This window comes from Cobetia crustatorum (assembly GCF_000591415.1).
Classification (GTDB): Bacteria; Pseudomonadota; Gammaproteobacteria; order Pseudomonadales; family Halomonadaceae; genus Cobetia; species Cobetia crustatorum.
The window spans coordinates 169,128-185,990 of the sequence record NZ_JEMF01000016.1 but is presented as its reverse complement, the minus strand read 5'-3'; the positions used below and the strand labels follow the sequence as shown (position 1 = coordinate 185,990).

At 57.3% G+C, this 16,863-nt stretch carries 13 protein-coding genes, 3 tRNA genes and 1 pseudogene; 11 read left to right on the top strand and 6 right to left on the bottom strand.

All coding sequences use genetic code 11. The features are described from left to right. Positions 1-341: 341 nt before the first annotated feature. From uvrY to BF12_RS21035, 8 genes and pseudogenes are all read left to right on the top strand, one after another. Complete coding sequence (gene uvrY, locus BF12_RS0104225; RefSeq protein ID WP_024951188.1) at positions 342-1,004, top strand: UvrY/SirA/GacA family response regulator transcription factor; 663 nt, start codon at positions 342-344, stop codon at positions 1,002-1,004. A 456-nt stretch (positions 1,005-1,460) separates the two neighbouring features. After that, positions 1,461-3,217 (top strand): annotated as a pseudogene (gene uvrC, locus BF12_RS18630) (excinuclease ABC subunit UvrC). A gap of 212 nt (positions 3,218-3,429) precedes the next feature. Continuing rightward, positions 3,430-3,978 carry a CDP-diacylglycerol--glycerol-3-phosphate 3-phosphatidyltransferase gene (gene pgsA, locus BF12_RS0104215; protein WP_024951187.1) on the top strand — a complete coding sequence of 183 codons (549 nt, stop codon included), beginning with the start codon at positions 3,430-3,432 and terminating at the stop codon, positions 3,976-3,978. A 214-nt stretch (positions 3,979-4,192) separates the two neighbouring features. Next, positions 4,193-4,267 (top strand) — tRNA-Gly (locus BF12_RS0104210). A 143-nt stretch (positions 4,268-4,410) separates the two neighbouring features. Then, positions 4,411-4,484, top strand: a tRNA-Cys gene (locus BF12_RS0104205). Between the two features lie 315 nt (positions 4,485-4,799). Continuing rightward, positions 4,800-4,884 (top strand) — tRNA-Leu (locus tag BF12_RS0104200). 303 nt (positions 4,885-5,187) lie between these two features. Continuing rightward, complete coding sequence (locus BF12_RS18625; RefSeq protein ID WP_051510716.1) at positions 5,188-6,018, top strand: formate/nitrite transporter family protein; 831 nt, start codon at positions 5,188-5,190, stop codon at positions 6,016-6,018. 45 nt (positions 6,019-6,063) lie between these two features. Beyond that, on the top strand, positions 6,064-6,480 hold the full coding sequence (locus BF12_RS21035; RefSeq protein ID WP_024951186.1) for a SpoIIAA family protein: 417 nt from the start codon (positions 6,064-6,066) through the stop codon (positions 6,478-6,480). A 48-nt stretch (positions 6,481-6,528) separates the two neighbouring features. Here BF12_RS21035 and BF12_RS0104185 read toward each other — a convergent pair whose 3' ends face one another. Beyond that, positions 6,529-7,986: a Dol-P-Glc:Glc(2)Man(9)GlcNAc(2)-PP-Dol alpha-1,2-glucosyltransferase gene (locus tag BF12_RS0104185; protein WP_024951185.1), complete on the bottom strand. Its 1,458-nt coding sequence runs from the start codon at positions 7,984-7,986 to the stop codon at positions 6,529-6,531. A 282-nt stretch (positions 7,987-8,268) separates the two neighbouring features. Here BF12_RS0104185 and BF12_RS0104180 point away from each other — a divergent pair, with 282 nt between their 5' ends. After that, positions 8,269-9,999 carry a proline--tRNA ligase gene (locus BF12_RS0104180; protein ID WP_024951184.1) on the top strand — a complete coding sequence of 577 codons (1,731 nt, stop codon included), beginning with the start codon at positions 8,269-8,271 and terminating at the stop codon, positions 9,997-9,999. 406 nt (positions 10,000-10,405) lie between these two features. Next, positions 10,406-11,080, top strand: coding sequence for a lytic transglycosylase domain-containing protein (locus BF12_RS18615; protein ID WP_345917358.1), 675 nt, complete (start codon positions 10,406-10,408; stop codon positions 11,078-11,080). A 113-nt stretch (positions 11,081-11,193) separates the two neighbouring features. Here the strand turns inward: BF12_RS18615 and BF12_RS0104170 are convergent, their stop codons facing one another. The 4 genes from BF12_RS0104170 to BF12_RS0104155 form a co-directional block, all read right to left on the bottom strand. After that, a complete protein-coding gene (locus tag BF12_RS0104170) occupies positions 11,194-12,753 on the bottom strand; it encodes a phosphoenolpyruvate carboxykinase (protein ID WP_024951182.1) in 1,560 nt (519 codons plus the stop codon). Positions 12,754-13,067: 314 nt separating this feature from the next. Further along, positions 13,068-13,988 carry an Hsp33 family molecular chaperone HslO gene (gene hslO, locus BF12_RS0104165; protein ID WP_051510732.1) on the bottom strand — a complete coding sequence of 307 codons (921 nt, stop codon included), beginning with the start codon at positions 13,986-13,988 and terminating at the stop codon, positions 13,068-13,070. 217 nt (positions 13,989-14,205) lie between these two features. Further along, a complete protein-coding gene (locus BF12_RS0104160; RefSeq protein WP_024951180.1) occupies positions 14,206-14,598 on the bottom strand; it encodes an RNA-binding S4 domain-containing protein in 393 nt (130 codons plus the stop codon). Further along, positions 14,595-15,290: an HAD-IA family hydrolase gene (locus tag BF12_RS0104155; protein ID WP_024951179.1), complete on the bottom strand. Its 696-nt coding sequence runs from the start codon at positions 15,288-15,290 to the stop codon at positions 14,595-14,597. Before BF12_RS0104155 ends, BF12_RS0104160 begins: the two co-directional genes overlap by 4 nt. 323 nt (positions 15,291-15,613) lie before the next feature. Here BF12_RS0104155 and nudE point away from each other — a divergent pair, with 323 nt between their 5' ends. Next, complete coding sequence (nudE, locus tag BF12_RS0104150; RefSeq protein WP_035159013.1) at positions 15,614-16,183, top strand: ADP compounds hydrolase NudE; 570 nt, start codon at positions 15,614-15,616, stop codon at positions 16,181-16,183. Positions 16,184-16,371: 188 nt separating this feature from the next. Here nudE and BF12_RS0104145 read toward each other — a convergent pair whose 3' ends face one another. Beyond that, positions 16,372-16,731 (bottom strand): protein YbgS, encoded by a 360-nt coding sequence (locus BF12_RS0104145; RefSeq protein ID WP_024951177.1) that lies wholly within the window; start codon positions 16,729-16,731, stop codon positions 16,372-16,374. Positions 16,732-16,863 lie beyond the last annotated feature (132 nt).

Sequence of the window (16,863 nt, the reverse complement as noted above, 5' to 3'; positions counted from 1 at the left end):
CCCAGCTGAGCTAAGGCCCCTCTTCACAATGCAGCGCATGTTACAGAGCGCAGAATACGTCGTCAACCTCTTATTTTTGCTGCGCTTTGTGCATTTTGCACATGCTGGATAGCCGATAGACAAGCAGTCTCGCGCATGACTTCTCCCGAGGGAGTTCAAGGATAGACAACACCCTGGCTATCACACTTCAATGACAGCATTTCAATCATGTATCTCTTAAGGAGTGGTTATCTTGCATGCGACGCACGGGGTAACGGTGGGCATCGACAAGCCCATTCTCAATGGGTACATTAAGAGCCGAACTCACCCACTTGCTTGTTGACATCTTTACTGGAGCCGCCTTGATCAAGGTTCTTGTCGCTGACGACCACCATCTGGTGCGTACCAGCATCGTCCGTACCATTGAGCTCGAGGAAGGGCTCAAGGTGATTGCAGAAGCCTCGGATGGCGAAACCGCGATCAAACTCTGCCGCGAACACAGCCCGGATATCGTGCTGATGGATATTCGCATGCCTGGCGTTGATGGCCTGGAAGCCACACAGAAGATTGTGCGCAGCCTGCCGGATGTCAGAGTGATTGTGCTGACCGCCTATCTTGAGGAATCCTTCGCCAAGCGTCTGTTGGAAGCGGGAGCTTTCGGCTTCATCTCCAAGGGAACGCCCTTCGACGAGATGATTCGCGCTATCCGCCAGGTCGCCCGCGGAGAGCGCTATTTGTCACCCGAGATTGCTCAACGCCTTGTGTTTTCCGGCATGGATACCAAGTGCAACAATCCCTTCGACCAGTTATCCAGCCGAGAGCTTCAGGTGGCGACAATGATCGTCAACTGTCATCGCGTCAGCGAGATATCAGACCGTCTCCATCTGAGCCCCAAGACCGTCAACACCTATCGCTATCGCATCTTTGACAAACTCGCGGTGGCCAGTGATGTGGAGATGACGCATCTGGCGATGCGCCACAAGCTGCTGGACGACTATGCACTGGATCGCCCTAGCGATTCCTGAGCACAAGGCAGCAACTGAAAGCGGTGTAGAACATCTTTTGCAAGCGTCACACAACGCCACCCTGAAAAGGGTGGCGTTGTCGTTATGGCCTGACCGTTATGAACTGGCCGTCATGACCCAGTCATCATGACCCGCATGACGAGATGCCCATCATCTTTGATAGACTCGTGGCATTGCCAGATGAGGAGCCACATGGCCAAGCAGCCCACCGATACCCGCCCGCCCGATGTCGTCAGCGACACTTCCCCCGATGTGTCTCACGATGCACATGAGGTCTCGCCCGCCGAGGACACTCTGCGTCAGCAGCATGACCGCGAGCGCAATGATGCCGCGCGGGTTTCCAGCCGTCTGATCACCAGTGATGCTGACAGCACGCTGCTGGAAGGCAGCGCAGCGACCGGTTTCGATTCACGTCATTTTCTCAAGCATGTCAGTGATGCGCCCGGTATCTATCGCATGCTGGATACGGCCGGTGAGGTGCTGTACGTCGGCAAGGCCAAACGGCTCAAGGCGCGTCTATCAAGCTACTTCCGTAATACTGGCTTGAATACCAAGACTCAGGCGCTGGTGGGGCGTATCGCCGATGTCCAGATCACGATTACCCGCAGCGAGACAGAAGCGTTGCTGTTGGAACAGACCCTGATCAAGGAGCTGCGCCCGCCCTACAACATTCTGCTGCGGGACGATAAGTCATACCCCTATGTCTTTATCAGCCACCATCACGACTATCCAGCGCTGGAGTTCAAGCGTGTCCGTCACAAGCGTAATGATGGTCGCTATTTTGGCCCTTATCCCAGCAGTGTCGCGGTGCGTGAGTCACTGACATTGATGCAGAAGATATTCCGACTGCGTAATTGTGAGGACTCGGTGTTTGCGCATCGCGAGCGTCCTTGCCTGCAATACCAGATCAATCGTTGTACCGCGCCCTGCGTCGATTACATCAGCAAGGACGATTATCGTCGTGACATGGAACATGCCGTGATGTGCCTGAATGGGCAAAGCGACAAGGTCACCGATGCACTGAGCCAGTCGATGGAAGACGCCGCCATGCGACTTGAATTTGAAGAGGCTGCACGCCTGCGTGATCAGGTCGCGCAACTCAGGCGCATGCAGGAAAAACAGTATGTCGATACCGGCACCGGCAATGCCGACATTCTGGCCCTCGCCGAGCGACCCGGCGGGCTGTGCATCAGCGTGGTCTCGGTACGTCAGGGCCGTATGCTCGGCGCGCGCCATTTCTCGCCAGGTAATGGTCTGGATCTGACCAGTGGCGAGCTGCTGACCAGTTTCGTCAGCCAGTACTATCTGGGGCAGGACAGGGAGATGCCGGATGAAGTGCTGACGTCTCTCGCGCTCGAGGATGCCGACCTGCTGGAAGGCGCCTTGAGCGAGAAAGCCGAGCGCCGGGTGCGGGTCGCCCATCAGGTGCGCGGGCATCGTGCCCAGTGGTTGACGCTTGCACAGACCAATGCCGAGCAGCATCTTGCCACTCAGCTAGCCAGCCGCCAGCAGCTTTCCAATCGCTTCCTGTCACTACGTGATGCGCTGGGATTGACGGAGGTTCCCAAGCGTCTTGAGTGCTTTGATATCTCTCACAGTCATGGTGAAGCGACAGTCGCCAGCTGCGTGGTCTTCGATCACGAAGGGCCGATCAAGTCCGATTATCGCCGCTTCAATATTGAAGGCGTGACGGCAGGCGACGATTACGCCGCGATGCAGCAGGCATTGACACGCCGCTTCAAGCGATTGCAGGACGGTGAAGGCAAACGGCCAGATATTTTGCTGGTGGATGGCGGCAAAGGGCAGCTCAACATGGCGCGCAACGTGTTCGAAACGCTGGGCGTGACCGGCATCATTTTACTGGGGGTCGCCAAGGGCACGACACGCAAGGCGGGCCTCGAGACACTCTTCATCGAGACGGTCCACGATACTCTGGATCTCGACAGCCACTCACCAGCACTGCACCTCATTCAGCATATTCGCGATGAATCACACCGCTTTGCCATTGCTGGCCATCGCGCCAAGCGCGACAAGGCACGGCGCACTTCAAGTCTTGAAGCATTGCCGGGGTTGGCCCCAAGCGTCGCCGCGAGCTGCTCAAATTCTTCGGTGGACTGCAAGGCGTGAAACAGGCCTCGAAACTGGAGCTGGCACGCGTACCTGGCATCAGTGAATCGCTTGCTGAGCAGATTCATCAGGCCCTGCACGGCTAGGCATCACCGCTCTGCACTGCGGATTGAGGTCAGTAATGACAACTTCATGACCGAATATCACACGCAATGGCATGGCTGAATGTGTCACCGGCAGGCTAGAATAGGCGACTTGTGCGGCGCTATCGGAGAGGCTCTCTTGCAACTTACTGCAATTACCCACCCTTCATTTCGCCCAGCCACCTACGCTTCATGCAAGGACTCGTGCCGTCACGATGAGCATTCCCAATATCCTGACTCTGATCCGTATCCTCTTCATTCCGCTGCTGGTGGTGTGTTTCTATTTGCCCTACGCGTGGAGCCTGCCGATCACTGCACTGCTCTTCGCGCTAGCGGCGATCACTGACTGGTTTGACGGCTATCTTGCTCGCCGCTGGAATCAGACCACCCCGTTTGGTGCCTTCCTGGACCCCGTGGCTGACAAATTGATGGTCGCCGTGGCACTTGGCCTGCTGATCGAACGCTACGATAGCCTCTGGATGACCATTCCGAGCTTGATCATCATCGGCCGTGAGATTGTCATTTCTGCACTGCGCGAGTGGATGGCTGAGCTAGGCAAGCGTGGCAGCGTCGCCGTTTCCTGGGTCGGCAAGCTCAAGACCGCCGCTCAGATGCTCGCACTGTTCATGCTGCTGTTCTTTACGCCGGGAAGCGCGGGCGGAGACGCTGGCCTGTCACTCCTCTATATCTCAGCCGCACTCACGTTGTGGTCAATGATCAGCTATCTGCGTGCTGCCTGGCCGGAGTTGGTGCGTTCGGTCTAGCCCGCTCGCACACCGGTTTTTACACGACGCCCACAGCGCTTTCTGCCTGTGGGCGTTTTGGTGACGGTCTACCAAAATACCTCGTTATCGCTGACAGACGACCTTGCGAAAGGCAGCACTCCCTCTCACACCCGCAGCGACAATCTCGAGAGATGGATTTCCATTAACTGTTTGACAGCATGGGAATTATCCGTATAATTCGACCTCGAGTTCAGCGGGAATAGCTCAGTGGTAGAGCACAACCTTGCCAAGGTTGGGGTCGCGAGTTCGAATCTCGTTTCCCGCTCCAGTGAAACAGGTAATGTAGCAAGATCAGCCAGAAGCTCTAGTTGATCTCGATTCATTCACTATTTCACGACTCATGTTTCTACGCAGTATCAGTAGAAACTCCTCGGATCAGACGGCAGCACAGCCTGTCATCATGATCATTGAGGCTGGATGGCAGAGTGGTCATGCAGCGGACTGCAACTCCGTGTACGCCGGTTCGATTCCGACTCCAGCCTCCATTTCAGATAACGAAACATCCTCTGTTTCGCTCTGGAATGGCATAGACACCCTTCCTTCATGGGTCGTCAATTTCCCACTGCTCTATAGATTCATTCCATTTGTTCTTCTAAATTACTGCACTTCATCCTTTTGGATATCTTTCACTTATCCACACCACTCCATCCGCTTGATTGCTGATGTTTCGTCGTGCCCAATGTTATTCAATCGTATTCTGCCAAGCGTCAAATATATTGCAGAACAACCAGTTAGCCTGTGCTTTCTGCGCATTAAAGTTGACCTTGATCTGAAATATGATAAGTTATGCGCCAGTCTGCGCGGCCATGGTGGAATCGGTAGACACCGGAGACTTAAAATCTCCTGCCTTCGGGCGTGCCGGTTCGAGTCCGGCTGGCCGCACCAGATAGTGTCAATATCGAGAGCACCAAATCGAGCAGCACCCAGATTCAAGAGCGCCGCCTCATCTCACGATGGAGCGGCGCTTTTTTTATATACAAAATTTATCAACCAACCTGCACCAACACGCTTGCCATAAACCTTTCATTTAAATTCCTTTCCTCTGCCCCAACATGTGCTCTTCTAGAAAGACCTTCCACGCACCACTCACGAGAATAGAGAGAAAAGCTACATGCCCCCTTCCTCACAACGTCCCCCCGCGCAATTCATCGCATCACACGATGTCGCCCAGGAGATATGCAAGGAAGCATGCGAGCACATTCATACTCTCTCTGCCCCTCGGATCCTGGTGCTGGCCATACTCGGCGGCGCTTCATCACCATGGGTGCATTGTTCTCGATACTGCTCTCGACCGGCGTCGAAACTCACGGACTGCAGCTTCTCTTGCAGGGGCTCGGGTTCTCGGTTGGCTTCTTCTTGGTCATTCTGACCGGAGCGGCCCTCTTTACTGAAGCCAATGTCCTCCTGCCGGTCAGTGCACTCAATTGTTCGCGGACCGACATGCTACGGCGCGGAATCAAGTTCTGGGTACTGGCATGGGTGGGCAACCTGATCGGTACCATGCTGACCGGCTGGGTCGTCTCCCTCGCGCAGGTCTATTCGCCGGAACACTATGAGCTCCTGAGCAGCGTGGTGGCCAAGAAGATGCACTATCAACAAGTAGGGGGCGCCGAAGGCTGGTTCTCGCTGGTGCTGTCAGGAATGCTCGGCAATTGGATGGTCGGCATGGCTGCCTTCCTGGCCGTGATGGGCCGCACCATCATCGACAAGTTCGTGCCTATCTTTCTGGCGGTCAGCCTGTTCGTGGCCGGTAACTTCCAACATAGCCCAGCCAATATGGCTTACTTCTCGATGATCATGCCGACAGGTGCCGGTCCGGGCTGGTGGGACGCCATGCGTTGGAGCATCATCCCCGCCGGTATCGGCAATATTCTGGGCGGTAGCTACTGGTCGCACTACCACTGTGGTACGGGCTACGTCCTTCACGCTGCGAATAACGCGCAGTCAGCATCTTGTTATGACCGACTTGCCAGAGCCGACCAACTGTCAGCGCGACAGACGACTACACTGAAGGGGTAGCGATGCGCTATCGCTGTCCCATTTATCAGGAGTAGGAGCCCATCCATGCTGACACTGCTCAAGAGTCCCGCTGATCACGTCGTGGCACTCCGTTTGGAAGGTAATATTGATCAGGCCTCGCTGACGCCCGTGATCAAGGAATGTGATGAGCGGCTCGCGCGTCATGGTCGCATCTCGCTACTGGTGGAAATCGAACGCTTCGGGCTTATCACTCCCGCCGCTCTTCTCAACGATATCGGCTATGCACTGCGCCATCTCGGTGATTTTGAGCGTGAAGCCATCATCAGCAAAGCCGACTGGCTACGACATGTCACCGAGTTCAGCAAGCATTTGGTCCGCTCGATGGAGGTAAAGCACTTCTCACCCGCTGAGCGAGAAGCGGCCTATGCCTGGGTAGCAGAGTTGCCACGTAAAGGCGCTCCATCGGGCAAACCTGCGGCAGCGGAAAAGTCGACTCATTAGCCACACTGCAACATCGCTCTCGATCACCTCGCCAAACTGCCCTGTCGCTCATGGCAGGGTACGTATCAGCACCAATCCCGCCAGTAGCATCGCTCCCATCGCCATTGCCCATAACGTCATCGCTCGTTCTACTGCGGGGCGTTCTGGTACACGCAATAACTGAAACACGGTAATGAGCGGCAGCATGTAGCGTGTCTCGATCAATTCTCGTGAGCAGATCATCAACGCAAGCATGAGCAGCAGCAGCCCGCCGTGTCCCAATCTGAGCGGTGCGCGCACCCACCATAGCGCCACACTTGAGCACAGCAACATGGTGACCCACAGCCCCGCAGGATGATCTCTCAGCCACAATAGCCAGCGATTGCGGATGGTCCAGAGCTGGAAGTTATAGTCATGAGTCACGCCGTAGGTGGTGGCGAGTATCAGTGTCATGCCCAGCAAAGCCACGAGGCACCATGGACGCTGACATACCAGCCGCCACTGACGGGGCAGATCTGCCAGCCATAGCGGCAGGAAGACCATGCCGATCACACTCAGGTAATAGCCGACATTTCCGGTATGCCAGCCCGCCTGATGTCGTGAGGTATCGCCCATCGCGATGCCACCATTCCACTCAAGGAAGACCAGGAAGGTGAGCACGGGGATCAATGCCACCCACCACCAACGCTGAGTCAGGGACCACCAGGTCGCCAATCTCCTCAGCGGCGAGTGAAAGGCCCCACAGCCGTCATCACTCAAGGCTGCCTGCCATGCTTGCTGATGAGTTAAAAACAGCAGCAGGCCACCCCACAGCCCCAGCAGCACGATGCTGTCCTGACGTAGCCCCAACCCGGCGAATATCAATACCAGCAACATGATTCTGCGCTGTAGCACCAGCATTACCAGCTGCAGGGCGACCAACGTGATGATCCACGGATCGGTATAGACCAACGCCAGATACGGAAAGATGATCGGTAGCCATATCCATTGCCAGCATTGCCGACTCGCCTCATGGCGTGCCTGGGGAAGAGGCAATGCATGATCCAGCCGCTGATAAGTGCTCGGCAATAGACGCCAGACCAATAACGCCAGCAACATGAAGCCCACCAGGGATATGCCACGCGCCCAGTCGACGGAAGGCATGCCTGGCCAACGCCCATCTGGCAGTGCTGCCGCCAGTGGCAGATGCAACCACTCACCTAGTGTCTGCACGCCTATCAACACCACAGCCAAGGTGGCGTGATAGAGCGTCAGCGTGGTCAGTTTGGGATGCTGGCTCCAATCGCCTTCCAGAAATTGGCGAATCTGGGCAAAGTGCACCCCTTCATCCACGAAGGGCTTCACCAGGGAATGGCTGACCAGCGCCAGCGCAATCATCAACACCGCGCCTAATCCGACGCAGATCAGCCACGTCAACCATCGTCCAGTCCGCTTATGCCGCCTAGCACCGTCCCGCTCGTCACTGCCCTGCACGTGCTCGTCATGAGAAAGTGCCGCGCGTCCCTCGCGGTTCCCGAATGACTGCATGAGTGATTCTCCTGATCCATTTCCATCCAGCCGGTGCGCTGAATCGCGCCGTAGGTAATACGCGTAACACCCTTAGCTTTTGCGCCTTTCACCATTATTGATAGGCGACTTTTGTGGTTACCTGACACCGCACTTTGCCCCTTAAAGGCTCGCGGCAGTACAATGCGCCTCAGTCTGCTTCGCCAATACGTCTTCACAAGGCGCGCCGAAGCCCTGCCTGTTCATGTTCCGCCGCGGCGGAGCGTACCGATCAAAGCGACAAGTCGAGGGATCGCTGAGCCCATGCGTGCCAGTCAACTGCTGATTTCCACTCTCAAGGAAACCCCGTCCGACGCCGAAGTCGTCAGCCACCAGCTGATGCTGCGTGCCGGCTTCATTCGTCGCCTGACCTCCGGCCTCTATACCTGGATGCCGCTGGGCCTGCGCACGCTGCGCAAGGTCGAGCGCATTGTCCGTGAAGAAATGGACCGCTCCGGTGCTCAAGAAATATTGATGCCCGCCGTCCAACCCGCCGAGCTGTGGCAGGAATCCGGCCGCTGGGAACAGTATGGACCGGAATTGCTGCGTGTCGTTGATCGTCATCAGCGTGATTACTGTGTCGGCCCGACTCACGAAGAAGTCGTCACCGATCTCGCGCGCCGTGAATTGAACAGCTACAAGCAGCTGCCGGCCAATTTCTATCAGATCCAGACCAAGTTCCGTGACGAGATTCGTCCGCGCTTCGGTGTGATGCGCTCGCGTGAGTTCATCATGAAGGATGCCTACTCCTTCCACCTCGGCGAAGCGTCCCTGAAAGAGACCTACCAGGTGATGTACGACACCTACGTGCGTATCTTCACACGCCTGGGCCTCGACTTCCGCCCCGTCATCGCTGATAACGGCTCCATCGGCGGCGAAGGCTCTCACGAGTTCCACGTGCTTGCCGACTCTGGCGAAGATGCCATCGCCTTCTCTACTGGCTCCGATTTCGCGGCCAACATCGAGAAATGTGCTGCACTGCCAGCACCGCTGGATGAAACACCTGAGCGCGCGGCTGCCACACAAGAGATGACGCTGGTCGATACTCCCAACGCCAAGACCATCGCTGCACTGGTCGAGCAACATGGCCTGGATATCGTGAAGACTGTCAAGACGTTGATCGTCAAGGCTGCCGAAGGCGTCGAAGGTGGGTTGATCGCGCTGATGGTGCGTGGCGATCACGAGCTGAACGAGATCAAGGCCGAGCACCTGCCGCAGGTGGCCGCACCACTAACCATGGCCAGTGATGAAGAAGTGCGCGCCGCCGTTGGCGCAGGCTTCGGCTCTCTCGGCCCGGTTGGCCTCAAGATGCCGATCATCATCGATCGCAGTGTCGCACTGATGAGCGACTTCGGTGCTGGCGCCAATATCGAAGGCAAGCACCACTTCGGCCTGAACTGGGAGCGTGATCTACCGCTACCGGAAATCGCCGACATCCGTAATGTCGTGGCTGGCGATCCGTCGCCGGATGGCCAGGGTGTCATCGACATCGCACGGGGTATCGAGGTGGGTCATATCTTCCAGCTTGGCACCAAGTACTCCGAAGCCATGAATGCCACCGTGCTCGACGAGAATGGCAAGGCACAGCCGCTCTCCATGGGTTGCTATGGTATCGGCGTGACGCGTGTGGTGGCGGCCGCCATCGAACAAGGTAATGACAAGGGCGGCATCGTACTGCCGGAAGCCATCGCACCGTTCCAGGTCGCTATCGTGCCGATGAACGCTCACAAGTCCGTGCGCGTCAGTGAGACTGCCGAGCGTATCTACCAGGAGCTGACCGCTGCGGGTTACGACGTGTTGCTGGATGACCGTGATCTGCGCCCGGGCAACAAGTTCGCCGATGGCGAGCTGCTGGGCATTCCGCATCGTCTAGTGATCGGCGACCGTGGCCTCGATAACGGCGAGTACGAGTACAAGGGCCGTCGTGATGCTGAAGCGACCATGATCCCCGTCGATACATTGATGGAATTCCTGGTCGAACGCAGCACCCTCTAACGTCTCTGTTCGGATTTCTGCTCACAAGAAGACGAATGACTGTCAGCAGGTTCATGACGGTCGTAAAGACAGCCCGCCTCCTTCGTCGGAGGCGGGCTGTCGTCGTTGAGGGCTCACATGTCATTCATTTGAAGCACACTATTCAAAACCCTCAATAGTGCAAGCCGAGTCATTAACGTCAACGCCACGGAAGCGGCATAATATGGCACTGACATACACGCAGGGACTGCGCATGACCTCATCAACGACTGCGGCGGACACTTTACCTCGTTCGCCTCACTCCACACTTCAGCAGCGTCGTGCTGACACTCCCTCAGCGCAGGGTACTGACGGAGGCCACCATGCTGCGCCCAGGGTCGCATGGCAACGCAGGCTGCGCACTGCACTGGGGGCTCTCTTGCTGCTAGTGGCTTGCCTGGCGGGCACGCTGCTCAGTGGGCCGGCACGCGCGGCGGCCGCGATTCCCGAAGAGGGGCTTTCACCCGCACTGCGTGACAGTCTGCGTGAGGCGCTGGAGGAGCCAGAAGGCTACGAAGATCCCATCGATACCCTGCACTGGGTGCTCAGCATGCAACAGCGTCTTGAGCGCTACATGCCAGACCGCGCAGCGCGTATCGACCTGCTACGTAAGGTACGCCGCGAAGCGACACGTACTGGACTTGCACCTGAGCTGATTCTGGCCGTCATCCAGGTGGAGAGCGCCTTTCGACCTGTCGCAGTGTCTCACGCTGGTGCACGCGGCCTGATGCAGGTAATGCCGTTCTGGAAGCGTGAGATTGGCGAGCCGAGCGACAATCTACTCGATCAGGACACCAGTCTGCGCTACGGAGCGACGATACTCGCCCACTACCTAAAGCGTGAGAAAGGCGATATTACCGACGCGCTCGCGCGCTATAACGGCAGCTTAGGCAAGACTTGGTATCCAGAGCGCGTCATGCGTGCCTGGACCACTCGCTGGTGGTATCAAGCGCCTGCCCCCTTTGTTGTTGAAGACGCTCACACCACTGAAAAACAGCGCTCAGCGGATGATGCACTCGATTCACCGGCTAGCCGCTCACTAGCCGTCGGGGGTAGTCCTTGAGAGCATCAGCGGCAAATATCTGCGCCATGCACACTAAAACGCCCCGTCCGGGAAACCCGGACGGGGCGTTTTCATTCAAGTGACGCTGTTGCTACACGCATATCATGTGCGCATCAGACCAGTGTCGGGCCTGCGGCAACGATAGAAGCATCCACACCCGCAAACTTCTTGAAGTTCTCGACGAACTTGGCTGACAGATCACGTGCCTTGCCGTCATAGGCCGTGCGGTCCTGCCAGGTATCACGCGGATCGAGCAGCTTGGAATCAACGCCCGGCACACGCACCGGTACATCGAGATTCAGCACGTCAATGTGACGGGTCTCGATATCCGCCAGTGAGCCATTCTGGATCGCGCTGATGATGCTGCGTGTGGTCGGGATGGAGAAGCGCGAGCCGCCTTCGCCATAGGAGCCACCGGTCCAGCCGGTGTTAACCAGATAGACGCGTGAACTGAACGCCTCGATACGCTTGATCAACAGGTCCGCGTACTCACGTGCCGGACGCGGGAAGAACGGTGCGCCGAAGCAGGTGGAGAAGGTTGCTTCAAGGCTAGAGGTAGAGCCCATCTCGGTAGAGCCGACCTTGGCTGTGTAACCAGACAGGAAGTGATACGCCGCTGCCTGCTTGCTCAGCACGGAAACCGGCGGCAACACGCCAGACATGTCACATGTCAGGAAGACGATGGCATTCGGCTCGCCAGCGCGGTTTTCCGGCACACGCTTCTCGATGTGCTCAAGCGGATAGGCGGCACGCGAGTTCTGACTCAGACGGTCATCGCCGTAATCAGCACCACGACGGTCATCCAGCACCACATTTTCAAGCACGGCACCGAACTTGATCGCGTCCCAGATGACGGGCTCGTTTTCCTGGGAGAGATCAATGCACTTGGCGTAGCAGCCGCCTTCGATGTTGAAGACAGTCCCTTCGCCCCAGCCATGCTCGTCATCACCGATCAGGTAACGCGACGGGTCAGCGGACAGCGTGGTCTTGCCAGTACCTGACAGACCGAAGAACAGCGTCGTCTCGCCGTCGTCACCGACGTTGGCAGAGCAGTGCATCGGCAGCACATCTTTTTCCGGCAGCAGGAAGTTCTGTACCGAGAACATGGCTTTCTTCATCTCGCCGGCGTAACGCATGCCGGCCAGCAGTACGCGACGGCGCGCGAAGTTGATCAGTACGATACCGTCAGAGTTGCTGCCATCACGCTCCGGTTCACAGACGAAATGCGGGGCGTTGAGGATGGTCCACTCGCTCTTGTCCTTGGCGTTGAAGCTGTCCGGGCGCACGAACATGGTGCGTGCAAACAGATTGTGCCAAGCGGTCTCGGTGGTCACGCGGATAGGCAGGTAGTGCTCAAGATCTGCACCGACATGCAGCTCGGAGACGAAGCTAGTGCGCTCGCCGAGATAGTCCTCGACTCGCTCCCAGAGTGCATCGAAACGCTCTGGATTGAACGGACGATTGACGTTGCCCCAGTCGATGGCGTCAGACGTGGACGGCTCATCGACGATGAAGCGATCATTCGGCGAGCGGCCACTGCGCTCGCCTGTCTCGACGACCAGTGCGCCATTGTTGGCCAAACGACCTTCACTGCGGGCTACCGCCAGTTCGATCAACTCGGCGCTGCTGAGATTGGTGTGAGTGGTCACCGCACTATCTTGATGCTTGCTCATTCGCGTCTCCGCGGCTCAGGGCCGCCCTCTCTCTTGATGGCTGAAGCCAGGTGCCTGCAGTACATGCCGCAGGCTTATTTTATGTACCGACTGCTGCTGCTCGAATCCGGCATGGCTCAGCGCCATGTCACCACTCACAGAGCATCCGGCCCTGTGCTGGCAAGGCATTATCGCAAAAAGGCACTCAAGCGGAAACGCCCATTGATGCAACACTTTCTCGCAGGGGCCATCTCATCCTTCACGAGGAAATGTCAGACAAATCACTGCATCCGCGCCCGCTTGAGCCTTTATCCTCAATGCCTGCCACCTCCCCTTCAGTGAACGACCGGACTACCGGCGTCGGGGTCTTCGATGATGGACTCGATTTCGGCGGCACTGAACGAATACCGGGTGTGACAGAAGTGGCACTGAGTCGATAGCTCACCCTGGTCTGCGACAATCTGGCGCAGCTCTTCAGCCTGAATGCTGTGCAACGCGGCACCCAGACGCTCACGAGAGCAAGTGCAGCCGAAGCGTAGTGCCTTGGGGTCAAAGATACGCACCGTTTCTTCGTGATACAGGCGATGCAGTACATCCTGCTGATCGAGCGTCAGCAGCTCTTCTGCCTTGAGCGTCTCGGCCAGATGTGTCACACGCTCCCAGGCATCCGGGTCTTGATTGGAGGCATCATTGGGCAGCTGCTGCAGCATCACGCCACCGGCACGATGACCGTCCGCCATTAGCCACAGGCGCGTCGGCAGCTGCTCGGACTGGCTGAAATAGCTTTCCAGACAGCCAGCAAGATTGTCTTGATCAATCGCCACGATGCCTTGGTAACGCTTGCCGTCACGCGGGTCCAGCGTAATGACAATCTGGCCCTGACCAATCAATTCCATCAGCGACGCTTCGTCTGTCGGCAGCACGGCTTCATCGCTGAGACGCGCGATGGCACGCAGCTCGCCACCCGGATTGGACTCGGCCATCAGCTGGCGCACCACGCCATTGCCACGCACTTCTAGCGTGAGGGTGCCATCCAGCTTGATCGTTTCAGTCAGCAGCGCCGCGGCCGCCAGCATCTCACCCAGCTGGCGAGAGATCGCCTGCGGATAAGAGTGGCGGTCCAGCACTTCGGCATAGGCCTTGTCGAGCGCGACGATTTCACCGCGCACGTTGGTCGCATCAAACAGAAAGCGCTGAATCTGATCAAAAACGGGCACGTCAACCTGAGTGTCGGCATCTTGCTCGGTATCTTGCATGTCGGTGTCTTGCATATCGTTATCACTCATAAAGGGGTCCTCGAGCCAGTTACCATCAGCCGTCAGTAACGACGAGTAACGATGCTCAATCTCTACCGGCAACGACGTATGCCTGACCCATCAAAGAGCTGAGAGGTCAGACACATCGCAATGAAATTGGGGGAAGTGGACGTATTACAACCGCACTAGTGCCTGCCATCTATCCAACGGTGCCAAACTAGCTGTCGGCATCCTGGCGCTGGAAGCGGTGAATGCTGCGGCGCTGCTTCTTGTCAGGACGCCCCGGCGGCGGACTCATGCCCTGATTACCGAGACGCCGCGTTTCCGCCTCACGCTCTCGACGAACACGAGAATCTTCCGTCTCCTGATAAAGCTTCTGCGCTTCCGATGCGCCGCGGCGCTGATCGCTCAGCGTCAGCACTTCGACAACGAGGCGATCCCAGCCCTGTGGAACCTCGACAAGAGCGCCAATCTCGACCATCTTCGACGTCTTCACCCGCCCGCCGTTATAGTGGATCTTGCCCCCTTCGATGGCCTTCTTGGCCAGTCCTCGTGTCTTGAAGAAACGGGCAGCCCACAGCCACTTGTCAATGCGTACCTGCTCGCTCATCCGTTCTCCTTGTTATCTCCGCCCAGCGTTTTCTCGATGCCGCCACCAGCCGTCAATACTGCAAAGCCATCAAGGCCGTGCACACGCTCGAAATCACGTGGCGGTTGTTTGGAATCCGGCTGACGCACACCCAACAGATGCGCAATACCGTAAGTATGGGCGCTGTTCAGCACCTGAGGGTTGTCATCGATGAACAAGGTGCGCGCTGGATCAAAAGGCTCGATCTCGTTGAGCTTGTGCCAGAAAGCCTGCTCTTCCTTGGCGTGGCCAAGGTCCGCTGACGACACCACCGCATCAAAATACTCACCCATACCGGTCAGCCCGAACTTGAGCTCGATACCGTGACGATCGGCATTGGTCGCCAGCACTACGCGCTGGGGTTGATCCCTCAGCCAGGCGAGGAAGGCTTCGGCCTCATGGCGATAACCGATGAGATGCTGCACTTCTCGCTTGAGCGCCACCACATCCAGCTCAAGCTCCCGACTCCAGTACTCCAGACTGTACCAGTTGAGTGTGCCGGATTCTCCGATGATCCGCGCCTTGAGATCGGCCTGCAGCGCAGCATCGAGACGGTGCAGTTCACAATAGCGACGCGGTAGGTGCTCCAGCCAGAAATGGCTGTCGAAGTGCAGATCGAGCAGCGTGCCGTCCATGTCGAGCAGCACGGTATCGATAGTGTTCCAGTCAATCATCAGTGTCAGTCAGCCGGAGGGGAAATGGGGGCTCATAGTGTAAAGCATGGCATGTGCCTGCGCATGTCTGGAGAGCATCGTTACCGTGCCCACACAGGCGCTACGCACCAGCCAGAGCTTGCGTGCCAACCTGATCAAAAGACATGATCTTCCCGTCTCAGGAAAAGCGCCTCATTTTCAGTGGAACAGCGATTGCTCCACCCTCGGAGGCCTGCCACGATAGACAGTAATGTCAGCATTTCTTTATTACTCGAGGACTCACGATGGACGATGCTTCGCGCTCCAATGGCTTGACGGGCGATGACCCGTTTGCTGCCAGTGACATGATTCCACCCCGTATTGATTCGCGGCGAGAAGTTGCACGCTCACGTCTATTTGCCGTCGAAGCACTGGAACTGACCTTCTCCAACGGTGCTACGCGTAGCTTCGAGCGCCTCAAGAGCGGCGGTCACGGCGCAGTGATGATCGTCGCCATGCCAGACCCGGACCACGTACTGCTGATACGTGAGTATGCTGCTGGCCCCGAGCAGTACGTGCTGACGCTCCCCAAAGGCTTGATCGACCCGGGTGAAGATCCCGTCACGGCAGCCAATCGTGAACTGATGGAAGAATGTGGATATGGTGCGCACGACATCGAGCCATTGGCCGAACTCAGCCTTGCGCCCAACTACATGGATCACCGCATGAACGTGATGCTGGCGCGTGATCTATATGAAAAGCGCCTACCGGGAGATGAGCCGGAGCCGCTGATCGTCGAGCGCCATCGCCTCGATGAACTGCCCGCCCTGCTGGCGCGCGAGGACTTCCATGAAGCACGTGCAATCGCTGCGCTATTCATGGCTCGCGAGCGACTCCTGGCCGGCGAAGAAACCCACAGTCCGCGTTGGTGGTAACGCTGGCGTTGATCGCTGATGCGAAGCCGCCTGTCTCTGCACATTCTACAGACCAAAACGCCAGCTCCCCGCAATGCGGAGAGCTGGCGTTTCACTGTAGAGCTAGAAAACCGAGTTGTACTGGCAACTCATGCCATTACCCAGCCCTACCGATCATCTTTACAGACAAACCTTCCCGAGGGAGGGATTTACTGCGTTTTCATACTGCCATCATCGGTGTTGGCAGAGCCAGACTCCGGGCTGACACCCATGTGGTCCTCATCTTTATCCATCACCTTGCCATGCTTGGCAGACTCTGACTCCGCAGAATTACCTTTCACCATCATGGAATCTTCTTTGGTGTTGGCAGAACCGCTATCAGTGTTCATCTGAGTATCGTCTTTCACCTTGCCACCTTCGTGACCAGCAGCAGCTCCTCCCTCTACCATGGTGGAATGAGCTTCGGTGTTGGCAGAGCCAGTGTTGCTGGACTCATGGTGTTCGGCATAGGCCGCAGCAGCCGGTAGCGTCAGTGCAGTCGCCAGCAATACAGTCGTTAGCTTCTTCATGATCCATTCTCCAGTTGCGGTCTAGTACAACAGGCCGGTAGATACTCTACCCGGCTGTTGATGATGAGCTTGGGTCTCTCCAACACTGACGTACTTTTGTCAGTCAGGAACCGGCTCAGATAAAGTCAGGCA

Coding starts and splice junctions, on each gene's coding strand:
- BF12_RS0104145 (WP_024951177.1), bottom strand. CDS start 16,731: ATGAAGAAGCTAACGACTGTATTGCTGGCGACTGCACTGACGCTACCG.
- BF12_RS0104185 (WP_024951185.1), bottom strand. CDS start 7,986: ATGCAGTCATTCGGGAACCGCGAGGGACGCGCGGCACTTTCTCATGAC.
- BF12_RS0104170 (WP_024951182.1), bottom strand. CDS start 12,753: ATGAGCAAGCATCAAGATAGTGCGGTGACCACTCACACCAATCTCAGC.
- pgsA (WP_024951187.1), top strand. CDS start 3,430: ATGAGCATTCCCAATATCCTGACTCTGATCCGTATCCTCTTCATTCCG.
- BF12_RS0104155 (WP_024951179.1), bottom strand. CDS start 15,290: ATGATTGACTGGAACACTATCGATACCGTGCTGCTCGACATGGACGGC.
- BF12_RS18625 (WP_051510716.1), top strand. CDS start 5,188: ATGCGAGCACATTCATACTCTCTCTGCCCCTCGGATCCTGGTGCTGGC.
- BF12_RS0104180 (WP_024951184.1), top strand. CDS start 8,269: ATGCGTGCCAGTCAACTGCTGATTTCCACTCTCAAGGAAACCCCGTCC.
- nudE (WP_035159013.1), top strand. CDS start 15,614: ATGATTCCACCCCGTATTGATTCGCGGCGAGAAGTTGCACGCTCACGT.
- BF12_RS21035 (WP_024951186.1), top strand. CDS start 6,064: ATGCTGACACTGCTCAAGAGTCCCGCTGATCACGTCGTGGCACTCCGT.
- BF12_RS0104160 (WP_024951180.1), bottom strand. CDS start 14,598: ATGAGCGAGCAGGTACGCATTGACAAGTGGCTGTGGGCTGCCCGTTTC.
- hslO (WP_051510732.1), bottom strand. CDS start 13,988: ATGCAAGATACCGAGCAAGATGCCGACACTCAGGTTGACGTGCCCGTT.